Genomic DNA, 17,923 nt, shown 5'->3' with positions numbered 1-17,923 from the left:
GAAAGGATAAGGTAAAATAGGGGTAGATTAAGAATGAGGTATATCTATGCGAAAAAGTTATCCAAGTGATATAAGTCGAGAGCAATTTGAAAAAATCAAACCAATTCTGGAGAGTAGCAGGAGGAAAACAAAACCAAGAAAACTTGATTTATATGATGTATTTTGTACAGTATTATACGTCCTAAAAAGTGGTTGCCAGTGGAGGATGTTGCCAAAAGATTTTCCAAGGTGGGAGAGCATATATTATTATTTTCAAATGTGGAATAAAAAGGATGGAGAAGAACCAAGTTTGTTGGAATTAGTCTTAAAAAAAATTAGTTGGAGAGGTCCGTATCAACAATGGTCGGAAAGAGAAAACCAGTTTCTGCATAATTGATGCTCAAAGCGTTAAAAACGCAGATACTGCTGAAAGAAAGGGTTATGATGCAGGTAAAAAGATTTCAGGTATAAAGCGTCATATCGCAGTTGATACACAGGGCTTGCCACATGCAATTCATATAACAACGGCAGAAGCAACTGATCGTAGCAGTGCTGTAAAAATGGTGGGAAATGCTAAAGAAAACCTCTCTGAAGTCAAAAATATACTCGTTGATGCTGGCTATACAGGAGAAAATTTTGCAACACAAATAAAAGTAACTATTGGTGCAGCTGTTGAGGTAATAAAACGAAGCGAATTACATACCTTTGCTGTATTGCCAAAAAGATGGGTTGTTGAGCGGTCTTTTGCTTGGTTGGAAAAATGCAGGCGATTGTGGAAAAACTGTGAGCGAAAACTCAATACTAGCCTACAAATGGTCGTTCTTTCCTTCGTTTCTCTCTTATTGCGAAGATTTTAAACAGGTTCTAAGAATATTGGATTGGAATGAGTTTTGAAAATCATTAACTATTGTATCACGTGCTTTTCGAGAAAGTCCTCCATGTAAAAATGGCACTGCTGATTTAAATCTTTCTTCAAGTAACTTAGATATAATCTCACCCATTTCAGTATATTGAGTAAATATTAATGATTTTTCTGCAAGATCACTAATTCCAGTCAATATTTCCTCTAGCATCTGCATTTTACCGGATTGTTCAATACTCGCACTCTCTTTCTTGCCAAACTGTGATGGATGGTTACAAATTTGTTTTAAAGCATTAATAAGTTTAAAGATATGTCCCTTACGTTCAATTCCTTCGCTTTTTTCTATTTTTCCCATATTCGCATCAACAACTTCTTGGTAAAGAGCCGTTTGCTCTGGAGTGAGAAAACAATAACAATTATTCTCAATTTTATCTGGTAAATCCTGAATAATGCTTTTATCGCTCTTAAGTCTACGTAACATAAAAGGGCTAGTTATTTTCATGAACCTTTCTAGGCAAGATTTATCTCTCTCTTTCTCAATTGGTATTGCAAAGTTGGTCTTAAACTGGGTAGCACTACCTAGGTAAGATCTATTGGTAAAATCAAAAATACTCCAATATTCTAGCAGTCTATTCTCAACAGGTGTACCACTCATAGCTATTCTACATTTTGCTTTTATAGCTTTAATTGCTCTGGTTTGGTCAGCGTCACGGTTCTTAATATTTTGTGCTTCATCAATTACGAGCAAAAACCATCCGACTTTGTCAAGTTCTCTCTTATCGCTACGTGCAATACCATAAGATGTTAGAGCCACATCATAATCACTTGCTAATTCTCGATTTTGTCCGTGATAGACGAAAAGCTTTAACTCTGGTGCAAAACGTTCCATTTCTCGTTGCCAATCACTTAATATGCTCGTTGGAGCTACTATCAAAACCCTATCCCGATTTAAAAGTCCTGTATTTTTACAATATAAAATGGCTGCAATAACTTGTATAGTCTTACCAAGACCCATATCATCAGCAATTATGCTACCAAACCCACTTTCTATGTTCTGTACAAGCCAGCTAAATCCGCGTTCTTGATATGGGCGCAGTTGTGCTATTAGATTATTTGGTGTAGTAACAGGTGTGTAAGTATTAAGTTTATTAAATAAGTTTGTAAGCTGCTGATCAAATGCTACTTTAGTTTCATCCAACTCACCTGTTAAAACAGCTTGCATGAGTTCTGCTCGATTGAGAGAATTAGGTAGCTTATCAAGTTTCTTTAGTAAACCTTCTACTTGTTTGTTATCTAGAAGTACATACTGATCCATAATACGCACGAGTTTACGAGAGTTTTTTAGTAGCCTCTTAAACTCTGAAACACTAAACTTCTTATCATCTATTGCTACTCTCCAATCAAACTTTAATATGTCCTCAAACATCATGAAGATTTCGTGATTATCATCATCATCTTCTTTTATTTCATCTTTAGTAGACAAGTTAAGACTTAATTGCGGTTTGAAGACTTTTTGCAAGGACTCTGGTAAAACAGCTACAATGCCAATCGTTCTTAATATCGGCAAAGTGTCTGTAAACACTGATGAGAAATGATCTAAGTATAGAAATAATGTACGATTACTGTTGATTGATTTTTCTAATTCTGGTATATGCTCAAGCAAAAATGCAAGGTCAGATAAAATACTCAGTCTTAATTCTTTATTTTGATTGGGAAGTGCCTTATCTAATTTCATCGGTGATTCTGTACCGTCCAGAGATATCTGTACGTCAAGTTCAAATCTGTCGTAATGATCCCGTATAATTAAATGAAATTTGTATGGTTTACCTGCTAAGTAAAGGTGTGACAACCAGACATTAATTATTTGCGATTTTTCTTTGTCGATTAGTCCATGAAACTTTTGATACTTGCCAGTGAAAAACAGTCTAAAGATGTTCACATATTTATATTCATCAAGTGATACAGGAAAATTGTCTGTTATATATCCTAAAAGAATGAGAGAGATAGCAACATTTACTTGTTCCTCTGGTTCCATAGCGATTTCTTGATATTTAATCAATAGAGGCGGACAAATAGATGACATCTTGCTATGAATTTCCTTAACTGACTCATTAAACAACGCCGGAATCCACCTAATTATAATTTCTTCTCTTTTATTCTGTAGTACTTGCGGTATTAGTGCTGACTTTTTCATGAGTGTACGTGCAAACTGTGAAATCATATGCATAAAGCGCAGTTCAGGATTAAGCTTATGAAGTAACGAATTAGGAATGTCATTTAAAAATTGTGCTACATTTTTTGGTAAATTTTTATCGGTTGCAAATAACTTACTTATACCATTGTTTACCTGAATCAGCTGATAACGATCATCAATAAATAGTCGAAATGTTTGCCAATGTTCGATGTGCACCCATTTCTCAATAAACAGTTCTTCTGTAAAAGACTGATTTCCTGTGGGATATCTTTGCCAATGCTTATAAGCTGTTTGCAAGGTATGGCGAAAGTTTTTCTCAAAAAAAAGCGGATTATTCGTCAAAATACTGCAAACACAATTAGCAAGTTCAGGAATAGTTGATAAGTCAATGTTATCTAAAATTACTTGATTGGAAGTTGCTTGATCGCATGGTTTAAATACATCATCAAGCGTTAAGATTTTTTGAACATCTCCTAATTTTCCATCCCAAAAATCATCGATGAACGCTAGTAATTTACAATTACGAATATTAAAAGCCAATAAAGGATTTCTATCAATCTCTTTAGCAATAAGATAAATTACAGCAGCAATATGCTTACAAGGTACAGCCCAATCAGGACAATTGCATCTTGCATTTATTTCTTTCCGCTCTGAAGTAAACAATTTCATACCAAGCTTATCAAGCAAATTGATCGTTCTTACTTCTCTCCATTTTAAAGAAAACAATTTAGTGTAAAAATTATTGAGTTTATCAAACAAGCTGATTGTTTTTATTTCTTTCCATTTTGAGGGAAACAACTTAATGCCAGAATCATTGAGTTTATCAAGTAAGCTGCTCGGTAACCGTCTGTTTATTACTCGAGATAATATAGCTGGTGAAGTTTTTATAATTTGATGAATGGCATGTTTCTCTGAAGCATTGAATTCTCTTAGTATAACTTCAACTCTATATGATTGACCCGAACCATAAACTTTAGCTACGATTACATTATCATTAATTTTGACCTTACCCAGAAAAAGTAGAGAGGAAGTTAAGCCATTTTTATTATGAAAATGATGAATCAAATTTCTCAGGAATGCAATAATTAATAGTAGAATGTCTACGCTGTTTGTTATAAAAAATTTCTATGTACTCAAATATAGCAGTTCTAGTTTGCTGAGCAGAGTGTTGCGAAGTATCAATAAGAAGCTCCCGTTTGAGTGAGCTGAAAAAGCTTTCAACAACAGAGTTGTCATAACAACAGCCTGTGTGACTCATGCTGGAAATGATGTTTTTTGTGTTCAGCAAAAACTGATAATTTTTAGAGGTATATTGTGAACCTTGATCACTATGAAATAGCAGATCTTTGGCTGGTTTGCGCTTATCAACAGCCATCAATAAAGCATCTATAACTAATCGCTTAGTTATTGTACTACTCATTGACCAGCCAACTACCATACGTGAATATAGATCAATTATTGCTGCCAAATATAGCCATCCATCCTTAGTTTTTATGTATGTAATATCAGTTACCCATACTTTATTTGGCTGACTAGTAGTAAAGTTTTGGTCCAATATATTGGGAGTTATAACCCTATTGTCAGTCTGCTGTTTTTTGCTTTTGAATCTTCGCCTCAGTCTAGCTTGAATACCATTTTTTTGCATGATATCCTGCACTGTTTTGATGTTGCAATTTTTACCTAAAGCCTTTAGTTCAGCATGAATCTTAGGTGCCCCATATCTACAATTAGATGCTTGGTATATTTTTTGAATGTCTGCTAGAAGCTGCTCCCTTGTTAATTCTTTGCTGCTTTTCTTCTTACTAGTCCATTTGTAGTAGCCGCTAGCAGATACTTTCAAAATCCTGCATAACTCCTGTACTTTATAGTAGTTTCCATGCTTTTTGATAAATAAATATTTTACTCTTTGTGACTTGCAAAATATCCCAGGGCTTTTTTTTAAATGTCTCTTTCTCTAGTAACTCTTGTTAGTTCTTTCTTTAATTCAAACTTTTCTTTATCACATGGTGCCAACTTTCCCTTACCAGGAAATGCTTCTTCTATTGATCCTTTTTCGTTATATTTTTTTATCCAGTCACTTAGTGTACTGTTATCTATTCCTAAATCTTTAGCTATTTTGCTTGCTGACTGCCCCGTTTCCTTTACCAACTTTATTGCCTCTAATTTAAATTCCACTGTGTAATTTTTTCTGTTCTTTACCATAATAAGCCCTCATAATCATGTTTTATTTTACTTCAAAAATGGCTTAACTTCCTCTCTACTTTTTCTGGGTAAGGTCAGTATGACGTAGGGAAACCTTTCTTGGGTTAGCTATAGCTTGATGAATTTAAAAAAGTTTATTTTGTCCATGATTTAAGTGAATGTGGTTGAAGCGTATATTTTTGAAGGTAATTCGCACAACAAATGGTGTCATGCCAGTCTGGAATCCAGAAGACTTAATTTTAACCAAGTGGCTGCATCTAGTCACGCGCTGGAACCCCTACGTCATACCGCCGCGGCGCTAACAAGCAGCGGGATGACGGTTGTCGTTTAGCTATAAAATTTAAGAAAATATTTAAGAAATTTGCTAAATGGGAAAAAAGGCAAAAGGAACCCTGTGATTATTTTCCGCTTTAAAGTACTGGCGTTTTTTATGTTTTAAACGCCTGACAAGCGAGATTCAGCCGCTTTTAATCGCAACTAACCTACGCTGCAAGTGTTTAAGAAGTTTACCAAGCAGAAAAAAAGACAAAGAAAACCCGAGTTAGCTAGTCCTTTACTATCTCTGTCGAGTATTGGCATTTTTTGATGTCTTGTAACGCTTTATAAGCGCGTTCAGCTTATTTAGGTAAAAACCTAGATGTAGATGAAGTTTTGTAAAGACATACAGTACCTATGTACTGCAAAAAATTGAACATAAGACGCCGATACCTTAAGTAATCCTTACCTTTTAATCTGCAGATTGGCGAAAGCAAATACAATAGCTTCACTTCCATGATAAGAGGGCTGGCGGAGTTTGTCAAGTGATTTTTAGCCCCGTTTTTATGGCTTGGATGCCACTTGCTTCTTGGAGGCTTATGTTTATACAGTTGTGTAACGTGCCTTTTAGCCACACTGCTGAATGGATACCATGAGGTTTCTTGATTCTGGAAACTTCATGTTCAACTGCGAAAATAGATACTTATTTAAGAAATATCCTGTGACTTGTAGCCCTAACTGAAATTCTTGATATGAGTAGCTGTTTTGTAGGTTATTGTTATATACATCGTACAACATTTGTGGAAAAGGTAGTAGTTTATCCGCATAGTAATCTCCTGCTTTTTTTGACACCGCTCTACCAGTTTTTGGAGAAATAAATTGTAAATTTTCCTTAATGCCTGTTACAGCGCATTTAGATAGGTCTAACTTAAACCCCAATTGTGTAAGAAGCAAAAGCTCTAAGTTAAGGTAATGGCCTTGCCAAGATTCGTTGTTGAGCTTAATTACATCAATGAAATATCGAAAATTATCATACAGTACGGCATAAGGTTCACTCTCTGGAAGCACTTTTTCCAAAATAGAAGAGAAAGAAACAATAGTGATGCTTTTTAACCTGTCTTGAAAGAAATGATAAGATGGAGATTCAATTAATTCACACTTAAAAAATCCTAGATTTTCAGGTAGCTTAGCACTCCATTCTGCATGTAATAGATTGCTTATTTGAAATTTATAATTGCTATTGTTTGTTAGCCTAGTTAATCCCCTGCGCTTTCCATGATTTTTCGTAAATAGAGAAAGGATTAGATTTTTATCACCGTACTTTTTAGCAGCTACAATAATGCCTTCATCTTTCCATCTCATTTAGAGTAGTTAGTCATATTGATCGTGTAATATTATATGGTGATAAAATTAGTACAGCAAAAAATTATGTTTCTCAGCTCAAGAAAATGATAATTCTATGAGAGGTACTTAAATTATGAGACTGATCATGCTTTCAACCAAGTACCATATTTGAATTTTTTATTGGACAACAATCATAGGAGTTGAGCTAAAATTATTAGAACCTGTTTAAAATCTTCGCAATAAGAGAGAAACGAAGGAAAGAACGACCATTTGTAGGCTAGTATTGAGTTTTCGCTCACAGTTTTTCCACAATCGCCTGCATTTTTCCAACCAAGCAAAAGACCGCTCAACAACCCATCTTTTTGGCAATACAGCAAAGGTATGTAATTCGCTTCGTTTTATTACCTCAACAGCTGCACCAATAGTTACTTTTATTTGTGTTGCAAAATTTTCTCCTGTATAGCCAGCATCAACGAGTATATTTTTGACTTCAGAGAGGTTTTCTTTAGCATTTCCCACCATTTTTACAGCACTGCTACGATCAGTTGCTTCTGCCGTTGTTATATGAATTGCATGTGGCAAGCCCTGTGTATCAACTGCGATATGACGCTTTATACCTGAAATCTTTTTACCTGCATCATAACCCTTTCTTTCAGCAGTATCTGCGTTTTTAACGCTTTGAGCATCAATTATGCAGAAACTGGTTTTCTCTTTCCGACCATTGTTGATACGGACCTCTCCAACTAATTTTTTTTAAGACTAATTCCAACAAACTTGGTTCTTCTCCATCCTTTTTATTCCACATTTGAAAATAATAATATATGCTCTCCCACCTTGGAAAATCTTTTGGCAACATCCTCCACTGGCAACCACTTTTTAGGACGTATAATACTGTACAAAATACATCATATAAATCAAGTTTTCTTGGTTTTGTTTTCCTCCTGCTACTCTCCAGAATTGGTTTGATTTTTTCAAATTGCTCTCGACTTATATCACTTGGATAACTTTTTCGCATAGATATACCTCATTCTTAATCTACCCCTATTTTACCTTATCCTTTCGAGATTTTAAACAGGTTCTAAGGGGGCTGGCGGAGTTTGTCAAGTGATTTTTATGCCAGTTGGCTACTTGAATGACAGGAGGTAACACAAAAAGTTTACATATGAAGCAAGCAGACTGCAATTTTCCTTAGCACTATCCGAAAATGCTTCAATTTACCTAAACGTTTTCGTTAACGCATTAGGTGAAGGTGGCAGCTCAAAAGGGCACTTTTGCACATTCCATATGGCTGCCAGTTGCACCCCTGGCATGCGTAATCGAATTTCTCTATAGACATTTTCTCTCTAATCTTTTCTACCACCTCACTCCAGGTTAAAGTCTCTCCAATTTTTATTCCTAAAATTTCCATATGCCTTCTATCTAGCTCTAAAACTTTAGCTTGTGTGGTGCATTCACCTTGTTTAGTCTGGTTTGGGCAAGCACTGCAAATACTATCGAGATTACCAACTACTTTGATTTGAGTATTGGGATCACTAATGACTTTATCTGCTATCTTTTTATAACTTTCTACAAAATCTTGAGAATACCCATATCCTCGAAACGCAAGAGTGCACATGAAATGATGAGGACGAAATTTTATCATTTTTTCAAATATTGTAAAACAGCTACAAGTAGAAAAATTTTTACTAAACCAGGAAGGATAAACGGTAAAACACCAACCATTATTGCTTGTTCTAGACCTACGTAAATAGCAAGCCAACTAACACCACAGACAAAGATTGTAACTGTACCAGCCAGACAACTTAAAGAATTACACACAAGTGATCTGTATTTAGAGTTTAATAATTCATTTACTTCACCCATTACTATAACAGCAGCTAAAAAGCCAATTAAATACCCACCTGTTGGCCCGAGCAAAATGTGATAACCACTAGAAAAATTTGCAAGAACGGGAAATCCTGCTGCACCAAGTGATATATATGTAAGCACAGAATAAAATGCTGTTTTACGACTAAATTTAAGCCCAATAAGCATTACTCCTAAACTTTGCAATGTGATAGGCACAGGCTGCAACGGTATTCTTATTTGAGCCATCAAGAATAAAAGTAAAATGCAAGACAATATTTCAATTAATGTTGATTTGCTGCTTGATTGCGTTATGAACATACTTCTCCAGTAAAATAACTTATTACATATTAATATATGTGTAAGAGGTTTTGCAATATAAATCTTGCCCATATTGTGTTGTTGTGCTACAACAAGGCTTTTTACATTATAAAAAATGATAAGCAAAAAAGATTTATTAGAGTTAATGAAAACAAGACATAGTGGGCGTTCATATGACTCCAAGAAAGCAGTATGTCAGGAGGAGATAAATGTGCTAATAGAAGCTACAAGGTTATCTCCTTCATGTTTTGGTGATGAACCTTGGAGGTATGTTATATGTAATAAAAAAAGTAACCTGAGTTCATGGGAAAAATTATTTAGCTGTCTTACTGAACCTAATCAAAAGTGGGCAAAAGACGCACAAATATTAATTTTATCTTTAAGTGCTAAAAATTTCCGTCAACCTGATAAAGGTGAAAATTTCTGGGCTAATTATGATGTTGGTGCAGCAAGTTATGGACTTATGTTACAAGCTGCATCTATGAATTTAATGGCTCATCAGATGGGTGGCTTTGATAGAAATAAGATAATAGAAAGATTCAATATACCTGACGATTTTAATGTAATGTCAGTAATAGCGGTTGGTTACGAAGAAGAGGGTACTGAAATCAAGGAGAAGAAAAGAAAGCCAATAGAGGAAATATTTTTTTATGATGAGTGGCCAAAGCTCTGAAAATTTTATCAAAATGCACGGCACTGGTAACAACTTTGTTATCATAGACTCACGCTCAACAAATAATTTGGACTGGAACTCTAGAGACATTGCTAACAAAAACGGTTGCGATCAAGTCATAGTAATAACCAACTCTAGCGCCGCTGATTGCTTTATGCGCATTTATAATGCTGACGGCAGCGAAGTCGAAATGTGCGGAAATGCAGCACGTTGTGTTGGATATTTAATAATGTCAGAAAAAAGTACTAAATACGCCACTATCGAGCTAATAAATAAGCGCATTTTAGAGTGTTTTAAAGCGGGTGACAAATCCATAAAAGTCAATATGGGTAAACCATTGCTTAAATGGAATGAAATTCCCTTGTCTGCTCAATGTGATACTCTGTGCTTACCTATAGAGCTTGAAATGCTAAAAGATCCAGTTGCAGTAAATATTGGTAATCCTCATATAGTTTTTTTTGTTGATAACATAAGTGAAATACCATTGCAAAGTTTAGGGCCAAAGTTAGAAAATCATACATTATTGCCCAAGAAAGCCAATGTCAGCGTTGCACAAATTGAAAAATCCGGAGAAATAAGCTTAAGAGTTTGGGAAAGAGGTACAGGTATTACTGCTTCATGCGGTAGTGCAGCTTGTGCAGCACTTATTGCATCCGTACTTCGTGGATATTTGATTGTTCGACAAGCCTTAGTTAATTCACCAGGAGGTAAGTTATTAATCGAGTGGTCAGATAACGTATTTATGACCGGTGATATAGGGTTTTTGTGATAACTATCTACGGTTTCCACTGAGACTACACTCTATAATTTTTAGGATATTAACTCCTTTACCTTTGAGCTTTTTTAATTTTAAATTGAATGCAAAAACCGCTTGACAAACTCCACCAGCGCCCTTATTATGGCATTAAGGGTATTTCTGACTCAAAACTTGTTTTTGACCTGCAGGCTCAATGACAAAATTCAGTAAAAAACTCAGGGTATTTTTTGGCGGATTACATAAAATTATGGCGGCTGCATGTCTTTTAAATTTTTTCTACATTCAGCCAAATCGCGCTTATATTAAGCGTCAGCACATTATTACAGCGCCAGTTTAAAGTATTATAGGGTCAAAACTCGCACCACGGGGCTTCTTTTGCCTTTTTTTAGGTTATGCAAGAGGTCTAGTGACACCATGGCTAATTGTAAGTAGTTCATAAGTCTGAAACATAACTTAATGGATTATTATGATTTTTACTAGAATAATAAATATAGCAAAGATTTAATAGTGAGGTGTGAGGATGAGGGGAGCAAGAAATCTTCACGATTGTGCAAATGATGTTGATGGTGAAGTTAAACCAAAAAAGAAATTCAAACAATATCCTATAGCATATTGATATTGCAGAAGTCAGAACAGAAGAAGGAAAGTTATATTTGTTTGTAGCAATAGATCAAATTTACCTATGTTGAGTTGCATGAAAGTGCTGCAAAACCTATAGCTGCTGAGTTTTTACGTAATTTGATTAGAATTTTACCGTATAAAATACATACAGTTTTGACAGACAACGGTATATAATTAGAAGCGCCATAAATATGCTTTCCAACACATATTTGATAGAGTTTGTGAAGAAAATAACATAGAACATCGTTTGACAAAAGTTAGCCACCCTTGGGCAAGTTGAACGTATGAACAAGACTTTAAAAAATGCTACTGTTAAACTACCGGTCACATCAACAACTCAAAGAGCATCTTTATGACTTTGTTATGGCCTACAATTACGCTAAAAGACTTAAAACTCTCAATGGTCTTACACCTTTTGAATTTATATGTTTACAGTGCTCCTGAATTATTTATACTAAATCCTTACCATCACACTCTGGGACCATACATATCAGTACCATGATGAAGGGGGCTGGCGAAGCTTGTCAAGTCGTTTTTCCAACGTGTTGCCAAAAGTTTGTTGTGCAAGAAGTATATTGCAATTTCTTACAGTTATATGCTTGACACTAGGGCCTATAGGACTTACTTTGACAATATGAAAAGCAAAGCTGCTGGTTTTGCATAAAGTATAATATGTATCAACAAGGTGTAAAAAGTATGAACATAACCATACACTCACAAGAAGATTTTGAATTTATGCGCGAAGCTGGCAAACTTGCTGCTGAGACGCTTGATTTCATTGCACCACACGTAAATGTAGGAGTGACAACTAATGAGTTAAATGATCTATGTCATGATTTTATAATCAAAGCAGGTGCAATTCCAGCACCACTGAACTACAAGGGATACCTCAAGTCGATTTGCACCTCAAAAAACGCTGTTGTGTGTCATGGCGTTCCTGATGATAAGCCGCTTAAGGATGGAGACATTTTAAATATCGATGTCACGGTAATTTTAAATGGCTGGCATGGTGACACAAGCCGCATGTTTTGGGCTGGCAAACCATCAATAAAAGCAAAACGCTTGTGTGACGCTACTTATGGTGCATTGATGGAAGCAATAAAACAAGTTAAGCCTGGTAATAAATTAAATGAAATAGGGCTTGCTATAGAAAAATATATTGGAGATTTTGGATATTCTATCGTACGTAACTATTGCGGACATGGTATAGGAAAAGTCTTTCATGCTCCGCCAAATGTAGTACATTTCTATGATCAAGATGAAAATCTTGTCTTAAAGGAAGGTATGTTTTTTACAATAGAACCAATGATTAACGCTGGAAAACATGAAACTCTGCTCAGTAGGCTTGACGGTTGGACAGTAACAACACGAGATCTTTCACTTTCTGCTCAATTTGAGCATACGATTGGAGTAACAAAAGATGGTGCTGAAATATTTACATTATCACCTAAGAATTGGCACTTCCCGCCTTATAATTAGATTTTTTTAACTCTGCTTACTGCAACTATACTTGGTTTACTTTGGGTAAGGTTACTGATCAATTGATCATCCGATGGAAAAAACACACCGCCAATTATGTTTATTAAGTGGCCAAAAAGCATGTGGTCATACCACAGTAAAGTGTTACAAATTAAACTCGAGAGTATTACTTTTGTTATTTGCTGCATAATCTTCTACAGTTTATTTGATGTTATAGCGATATGTATTGTTTTTTAATATGGTAAGAAAACCTGAACATTGTGTGAATATTATATTAATAATAATATCTCATTAAATCTTAATATTTTTATATCATTGACTATATTCAATATTTTCATATTATTGCCCATGTACTCCTATGAAATACCATGTTCCAGCAAAAAAGCTATTCTTATCTGCATATATGAAATCTTTCGATAGAGCGCTATGACACATACTCCAGTTTTGTTAAAAGAGATGCTATCACAGCTGTCACCACAAAATGGTGGTATGTATGTGGATGCCACATTTGGAGCTGGGGGATATAGCAAAGCAATATTGGAGTCAGCTGATTGCAAAGTGTATGCAATTGATAGAGATGAAACGGTTATTAAATTTTATGATGATTTAAGTGTTAAATATCCCGGTAGAATAAAGTTATTTATTCAAAAATTTAGCGATATAAAAAACATATTAAACGATAATAGTATTGAACCTCCTATAGAACAACCTGTTATCCAAGTAGCTGACACTGGAATGACACCAAATAGAGCCACTGATCAATTGTTATGCAATAAGTCTATTGAAGGTGTGGATGGAGTTGTGTTTGACATAGGAGTTTCATCTATGCAGCTTGATAACGGGGATAGAGGATTTTCATTTTTACATGATGGTCCGCTTGACATGAGCATGGATAACTCTTCTCATATAAACGCTTCAACGTTTGTTAACGCTTTACGCGAAGAAGAAATTGCAAATACTATATATAACTACGGAGGCGAGCGTCATTCTCGCAAAATTGCAAGAGCGATAGTAAACGCACGAAAGAAAAAAACTATTAGAACTACTTTTGAACTTGCGAACATTGTACGTTCTGTGGTGTTCCGTGGGAAAAGTAAAATTGACCCTGCAACCAGAACATTTCAGGCAATCAGAATATGGGTAAACGATGAACTGGGAGAACTCGAAAAGGGCATTAAAGCTGCATCTGAAACTTTAAATCAGAATGGCAAACTAATTGTTATCACCTTTCATTCTTTGGAAGATCGTATAGTCAAAACTTTTTTTAAAGATTTATGTGAGCCAAGATCTACTGATTGTAAGACATTCTCCCTTCTGAATAAAAAAGTGATCAAAGCAAGCGCAGAAGAAGTAAATGAAAACCCACGTGCGCGTTCAGCAAAACTAAGAGCTATACAGAGGTTATCGTGAGAATTTTCTGTATCATCTCAATAGTTGTGTTTTTTTTTAGTATTGTAGGGCTATTTAAGGTAAAATTACATGTTCAGTCACTAAACAAAGAGCTAATACAAATAAAACGTGAATTTAATTTAGTGCAAAGTGACATAAAAGTTTTACAAGCAGAGTGGAGTTATTTGAGTAATCCAAAAAGGCTTGCACGCCTTATGAAGAAATATCTGAAAAATAACTCTTTGATATTAGCTAGCCAGGTTAAAAACCTTGACGCCGTAAATGGTCGCAGTGTGTTAGCACAGCTTAAAAACCCAGATTGATATGCCCTACTTAAATGTAGAGTAAGTTTTCCAGCATAGCCTTAGTTTTTTTATACGTTTTACTTCTTTCTCTATATTTGATTATAGGCTTAAAAATGAATGGTAATCCTAAAATTGTTGAGCTTAAAACTAGGGTTGAAAGTATACAAAAGGCTTTGTATTTACCATGTAGCTCTTTCAGGTAAAGCAACAAAAATCTACAAAACTTTTTATAATTTTCTTTGATGTTTTTTTCATTATGAGCCTTGCTGATAAACATATCTATAGCAGTGTAGCCGTCATTGCACCTAATGCTCAGGTCTGCCCCTTTTTCTATTAACAGCTGAGCTATATAAAAATAATCCTTTTGAACAGCAAGATGTAGAGGTGTATAACCCTGTTGCTCACAAATATTCATATTGGCTTTAACTTCCAATAGACTTCTTTCAAAATTGGCAAACAAGGGAAAAGAAGTATAAAATCAGATATTTTAAGGTATGAGATATAAAGAAATAGAAAAGTTGGAAGGAAAGAAATTTAGGCGCTTAACAGGGGAAAAAAAGGGAACATTTAAGCGAATGGTGGAAATTTTGGATGAGGAGGATAAAAGAAAAAAAGCTAGAAGTGGAAGAAAAAGCAAACTTTGCGTAGAAGATAGGTTGCTTATGGCATTAGAATATATGAGGGAATATCGAACGTATTTCCACATTGGTCAAAGTTATGGCATGAGTGAAAGTAACTGTTTCAAAATAATAAGATGGGTAGAAGACACGCTAATAAAACATCCAGATTTTTCATTACCGGGAAAAAAAGAGCTATTAAAGGGTAATGTAGAATATGAAGTTTTGGTAATAGATGGAACTGAAACACCAGTAGAGAGGCCAAAAAAAAGCAAAAATGCTTCTACTCTGGAAAGAAAAAAAGGCATACTATAAAAACGCAAGTAGTAGCAGAGAAGAAGAGTAAAAAAGTAATATGTACATCTTTCTCGAAAGGTAGGAAACACGATTTTCGGATATTTAGGGAATCAAAGGTAGCAATATTGCCGGAAACTAAAATCTTAGCTGATGCCGGCTACAGAGGAATGCAAAAAATACATAAAAATGTTGTATTACCTCACAGGAAAACGAAAAAGAATCCGTTAAGCAAAGAACAAAAAAAAGAGAACAGAACACTTATGAGCCAAAGGGCAATTGTTGAAAACGTAATTGGCTTATTAAAAAGGTTTAAAATCATTTCCGATAGATATAGAAACCGACGAAAACGTTTTGGTTTAAGATTTAATTTGATTGCTGCTATCCACAATTTTGAGCTCCTTACGTGAATTTTGAAAGAAGTCTAATGTCGATATTTTTAGGTACCTTTAAATTTTTTCCAACTAGCGCAATCCATGATAAGAAAAGTCTCTCTTGTTCCTAAATATTGCGACATCTGCTCAAGGAATACAATCAGTATTGACGTTTGAGCTAGAACTCTCTCCATTTCTAGTGCACTATAGAGATAAAAATTTTGCCTACCTAATTTTACTTTAACCTGTGTCCTAATGCCTTTTTTCGTGTCCAATCTTTGAATGTGTGCCAAACCGCGATTCATCGAAGAAAAATAGCTCTTTTTCAGGATAGATGGCAATAGTTTCATTGAGATTTTTTTTTAAACTCTTCTTGTTTACTTTTATCTTGCGCATTATGCACTGGTCTTGGTGTGATATACGAGAACTTCATTAGACTTCTTTCAAAATTCACTTAGGAAGCTCAAAATTGTAAATTCCAGCAATTAAATTGAACCTTAAACCAAAACGTTTACGTCTATTTCAATAACGATCTGCAATAATTTTAAACCTTTTGAGTAAACCAATCACATTTTCAACCACCACTCTTTGGCTCGCAAGCTCCTGATTTTCTTCCTTTTTTTCTTTCGTTATTGGATTCTTTTTCGTTTTTCTGTGCGGCAATGCAACATTTGCATGAATTTTTTGCATCCCTCTGTAACCTGCATCGGCTAGGATCTGCTAATATCCGCACCTTTGACTCCTTAAAAAGCATGTCTTCTACCGTTCGAAAAAGATGTGCAAATAATTTTTTTACTTTCTTTTCCCGTTATTAACTACGTTTTTAGAGTGTGTTTTTTCCTGAATAAAAGTGTTTTTGCTTTTTTTTGGACGTTCGATTGGTGTTTCCGTGGCATCAATCACCAAAACTTCATACTCCATCTCACTTTTTAAGAGCTCTTTTCGCCCTGGCAATGCAGAATCTGGATGTTTTACCAACGTACCTTCAATCCACCTTATTATTTTATAAGTTGTACTTTCCATAACTTTGGCTTATATGAAAATATGTTCGGTATTCTCTCATATATTCTAATGCCATAAGTAACCTATCTTCTATACAAAGCTTGCTTTTACGCCCACTCTTTGCTTTTTTTCGTCTATCTTCTTCATCTAAAATTTCCACCATCTTATTGAAAGTTATCTGCTTTATCCCTGTTAAGCGCCTAAATTTCTCTCCCTCCAGTTTCTCTATTTGTTCATATCTCATACATTTTAAATATACGATTTTATACTAATTCTTTGTCTTTTATCAATTTTGAAAGAAGTCTATTCTTTGCATATTACGGTGTACTGTAGACTTGCTAAATCAAATTTTTCCTGGATTCTTATTTTCACTTCTTTAATAGTAATGTTAGTTGTATCCATATCTCAATTTGTTCACGTTGACTTTGATTCAATATAGTTTTTCTACGGCGTTGAGGAGAATTTTTCTTCTCTTCCAAACTTTAGATCATGCAGTCAGTGCCTTCCTTGAAATGCAACATATCTTTGCTACATACTGTGCTTTCTTGCTGCAATTACAGCATTTAGTTTTTTTGCAACATATGCGTTATTTCTTACTTTCTTCAGCATTATTTTTGCTCACTTTTTCATCCAGTAATTTTGATTTTAATGCCACTTAAACCTCAACTATTTCACTTATTTCAGTATGACTTTTTTTCCATTATTGTCTATACGTTACTTGTGTAGCGGGAATTAGTATTAGTTATTGTATTTTTATAATCCATATTTAATTGTTCTTTTTATTATATGTATATATAATATATATACATTTTCGGAAAGTGGAAAGCAGCCACTGTGGCGGGTTTGAGCGTTACCAAATTGACTAAATTTTTTAAAAATGGAAACGTAATGTTTCTTGCATTAAGCAGCTAAAAGTTACTGAATTTCAATAGTTTAGCCACAATATACTCTCATTTCTAAAACTTGGTAAATTCTCTGGAAACGATGGAAATTGGGTAAGTGCGGAAATTCATTTTTGCTTTACTTTTAGAGAGACAAAATGAGTTTTCTAAATTAAGACCTTCATACAAATTTTTTCTTTACAAAAATGACGTTAAACTCACATATAAGTTTATTTGCACCAATGGAATCATTAGAAATGCCTTTTATTCGAGTTTTTAAGGGGTCTACATGCGTTCTCTGGGTGAGGGTAGTATAATTGTACCCTAAGATCGTAGAATCGCTTTAAAAACGCACTAATTGTAGTTTTCATTAAATATAAATATCTTAATAAGATTTTGTAGTGGCCTTTCTGGACTTCTCTCTTTCTTAGTCGTTTAAGTTATTGTACTTTATTATTTTTGTATTTTACTATTATTTTATATTTTATTATCATTACTATTATTATTACTATTATATATATATATATAA

16 protein-coding genes and 4 pseudogenes are annotated in these 17,923 nt (G+C 34.5%); 8 read left to right on the top strand and 12 right to left on the bottom strand.

Features of this window, described 5'->3' with window-relative positions; genetic code table 11:
* Positions 1–46: 46 nt before the first annotated feature.
* Positions 47–836 (top strand): IS5 family transposase gene (locus tag ACICP6_RS05700; protein ID WP_395462624.1). Its coding sequence is split into 2 segments (ribosomal slippage): positions 47–307 and positions 309–836, totalling 789 coding nucleotides; the frame shifts between segments, so codons are not numbered across the junction.
* On the opposite strand, the gene ACICP6_RS05695 is transcribed toward ACICP6_RS05700, so the two are convergent.
* The 7 genes from ACICP6_RS05695 to ACICP6_RS05665 form a co-directional block, all read right to left on the bottom strand.
* The gene (locus ACICP6_RS05695; RefSeq protein WP_395462952.1) at positions 819–4,100 is read right to left on the bottom strand and encodes an SNF2-related protein; all 3,282 of its coding nucleotides are present in this window, start codon (positions 4,098–4,100) and stop codon (positions 819–821) included. The genes ACICP6_RS05700 and ACICP6_RS05695 overlap by 18 nt on opposite strands.
* Positions 4,081–4,923, bottom strand: coding sequence for an IS3 family transposase (locus tag ACICP6_RS05690; protein WP_395463617.1), 843 nt, complete (start codon positions 4,921–4,923; stop codon positions 4,081–4,083). Before ACICP6_RS05690 ends, ACICP6_RS05695 begins: the two co-directional genes overlap by 20 nt.
* A 50-nt stretch (positions 4,924–4,973) precedes the next feature.
* Positions 4,974–5,237 carry a transposase gene (locus ACICP6_RS05685; RefSeq protein ID WP_395462617.1) on the bottom strand — a complete coding sequence of 88 codons (264 nt, stop codon included), beginning with the start codon at positions 5,235–5,237 and terminating at the stop codon, positions 4,974–4,976.
* An 882-nt stretch (positions 5,238–6,119) separates the two neighbouring features.
* Complete coding sequence (gene recO, locus ACICP6_RS05680) at positions 6,120–6,854, bottom strand: DNA repair protein RecO (protein ID WP_395462951.1); 735 nt, start codon at positions 6,852–6,854, stop codon at positions 6,120–6,122.
* A gap of 207 nt (positions 6,855–7,061) precedes the next feature.
* Positions 7,062–7,851 (bottom strand): IS5 family transposase gene (locus ACICP6_RS05675; protein WP_395462624.1). Its coding sequence is split into 2 segments (ribosomal slippage): positions 7,062–7,589 and positions 7,591–7,851, totalling 789 coding nucleotides; the frame shifts between segments, so codons are not numbered across the junction.
* Positions 7,852–8,067: 216 nt separating this feature from the next.
* Positions 8,068–8,478 carry a DUF1284 domain-containing protein gene (locus ACICP6_RS05670; protein ID WP_395462950.1) on the bottom strand — a complete coding sequence of 137 codons (411 nt, stop codon included), beginning with the start codon at positions 8,476–8,478 and terminating at the stop codon, positions 8,068–8,070.
* Positions 8,475–9,002, bottom strand: a complete 528-nt coding sequence (locus ACICP6_RS05665; protein ID WP_395462949.1) for a biotin transporter BioY — start codon at positions 9,000–9,002, stop codon at positions 8,475–8,477. The genes ACICP6_RS05670 and ACICP6_RS05665 overlap by 4 nt, the downstream gene beginning before the upstream one ends.
* Positions 9,003–9,147: 145 nt before the next feature.
* Here ACICP6_RS05665 and ACICP6_RS05660 point away from each other — a divergent pair, with 145 nt between their 5' ends.
* From ACICP6_RS05660 to map, 4 genes and pseudogenes are all read left to right on the top strand, one after another.
* The gene (locus ACICP6_RS05660; protein WP_395462948.1) at positions 9,148–9,675 is read left to right on the top strand and encodes a nitroreductase family protein; all 528 of its coding nucleotides are present in this window, start codon (positions 9,148–9,150) and stop codon (positions 9,673–9,675) included.
* On the top strand, positions 9,656–10,444 hold the full coding sequence (gene dapF / locus ACICP6_RS05655) for a diaminopimelate epimerase (protein ID WP_395463678.1): 789 nt from the start codon (positions 9,656–9,658) through the stop codon (positions 10,442–10,444). Before ACICP6_RS05660 ends, dapF begins: the two co-directional genes overlap by 20 nt.
* A 544-nt stretch (positions 10,445–10,988) precedes the next feature.
* A pseudogene (locus ACICP6_RS05650) lies at positions 10,989–11,555 on the top strand (IS481 family transposase); the annotation flags it as partial.
* A gap of 194 nt (positions 11,556–11,749) precedes the next feature.
* Positions 11,750–12,532, top strand: coding sequence for a type I methionyl aminopeptidase (gene map / locus ACICP6_RS05645; protein WP_395462947.1), 783 nt, complete (start codon positions 11,750–11,752; stop codon positions 12,530–12,532).
* Here map and ACICP6_RS05640 read toward each other — a convergent pair.
* Positions 12,529–12,720 (bottom strand): hypothetical protein, encoded by a 192-nt coding sequence (locus ACICP6_RS05640; RefSeq protein ID WP_395462946.1) that lies wholly within the window; start codon positions 12,718–12,720, stop codon positions 12,529–12,531. The two genes, map and ACICP6_RS05640, sit on opposite strands and share 4 nt — an antisense overlap.
* 238 nt (positions 12,721–12,958) lie before the next feature.
* Here ACICP6_RS05640 and rsmH point away from each other — a divergent pair, with 238 nt between their 5' ends.
* Together rsmH and ACICP6_RS05630 are read left to right on the top strand one after the other, a co-directional pair.
* Positions 12,959–13,942: a 16S rRNA (cytosine(1402)-N(4))-methyltransferase RsmH gene (gene rsmH / locus ACICP6_RS05635; protein ID WP_395462945.1), complete on the top strand. Its 984-nt coding sequence runs from the start codon at positions 12,959–12,961 to the stop codon at positions 13,940–13,942.
* On the top strand, positions 13,939–14,244 hold the full coding sequence (locus tag ACICP6_RS05630; protein ID WP_395462944.1) for a hypothetical protein: 306 nt from the start codon (positions 13,939–13,941) through the stop codon (positions 14,242–14,244). Before rsmH ends, ACICP6_RS05630 begins: the two co-directional genes overlap by 4 nt.
* A 10-nt stretch (positions 14,245–14,254) precedes the next feature.
* Here the strand turns inward: ACICP6_RS05630 and ACICP6_RS05625 are convergent, their stop codons facing one another.
* Entirely contained in the window at positions 14,255–14,659 is a 405-nt protein-coding gene (locus ACICP6_RS05625) for an ankyrin repeat domain-containing protein (protein WP_395462943.1), read from the bottom strand.
* 61 nt (positions 14,660–14,720) lie between these two features.
* On the opposite strand from ACICP6_RS05625, the gene ACICP6_RS05620 reads away from it, so the two are divergent.
* Positions 14,721–15,547, top strand: a protein-coding gene (locus ACICP6_RS05620; protein ID WP_395462622.1) for an IS5 family transposase whose coding sequence is annotated in 2 segments (ribosomal slippage) — positions 14,721–15,108 and positions 15,108–15,547 — 828 coding nt in all. Because the reading frame shifts where the segments join, the coding sequence is not laid out codon by codon here.
* A 38-nt stretch (positions 15,548–15,585) separates the two neighbouring features.
* Here ACICP6_RS05620 and ACICP6_RS05615 read toward each other — a convergent pair.
* From ACICP6_RS05615 to ACICP6_RS05605, 3 pseudogenes are all read right to left on the bottom strand, one after another.
* Positions 15,586–15,965 (bottom strand): annotated as a pseudogene (locus ACICP6_RS05615) (winged helix-turn-helix domain-containing protein); the annotation flags it as partial.
* Positions 15,962–16,757, bottom strand: a pseudogene (locus ACICP6_RS05610) (IS5 family transposase). The pseudogenes ACICP6_RS05610 and ACICP6_RS05615, both read right to left, overlap by 4 nt.
* 54 nt (positions 16,758–16,811) lie before the next feature.
* Positions 16,812–17,168, bottom strand: a pseudogene (locus ACICP6_RS05605) (IS630 family transposase); the annotation flags it as partial.
* Between the last annotated feature and the right edge of the window lie 755 nt (positions 17,169–17,923).

It is taken from the genome of Wolbachia endosymbiont of Cantharis cryptica, assembly GCF_964277405.1.
Classification (GTDB): Bacteria; Pseudomonadota; Alphaproteobacteria; order Rickettsiales; family Anaplasmataceae; genus Wolbachia.
This window is presented reverse-complemented; position numbering and strand designations above follow the sequence as displayed.

Excerpts from the sequence above, each read along its gene's own strand:
- ACICP6_RS05685 (WP_395462617.1), bottom strand. The coding sequence starts at position 5,237 with ATGGTAAAGAACAGAAAAAATTACACAGTGGAATTTAAATTAGAGGCA.
- recO (WP_395462951.1), bottom strand. The coding sequence starts at position 6,854 with ATGAGATGGAAAGATGAAGGCATTATTGTAGCTGCTAAAAAGTACGGT.
- ACICP6_RS05670 (WP_395462950.1), bottom strand. The coding sequence starts at position 8,478 with ATGATAAAATTTCGTCCTCATCATTTCATGTGCACTCTTGCGTTTCGA.
- ACICP6_RS05665 (WP_395462949.1), bottom strand. The coding sequence starts at position 9,002 with ATGTTCATAACGCAATCAAGCAGCAAATCAACATTAATTGAAATATTG.
- ACICP6_RS05660 (WP_395462948.1), top strand. The coding sequence starts at position 9,148 with ATGAAAACAAGACATAGTGGGCGTTCATATGACTCCAAGAAAGCAGTA.
- dapF (WP_395463678.1), top strand. The coding sequence starts at position 9,656 with ATGAGTGGCCAAAGCTCTGAAAATTTTATCAAAATGCACGGCACTGGT.
- map (WP_395462947.1), top strand. The coding sequence starts at position 11,750 with ATGAACATAACCATACACTCACAAGAAGATTTTGAATTTATGCGCGAA.
- ACICP6_RS05640 (WP_395462946.1), bottom strand. The coding sequence starts at position 12,720 with ATGCAGCAAATAACAAAAGTAATACTCTCGAGTTTAATTTGTAACACT.
- rsmH (WP_395462945.1), top strand. The coding sequence starts at position 12,959 with ATGACACATACTCCAGTTTTGTTAAAAGAGATGCTATCACAGCTGTCA.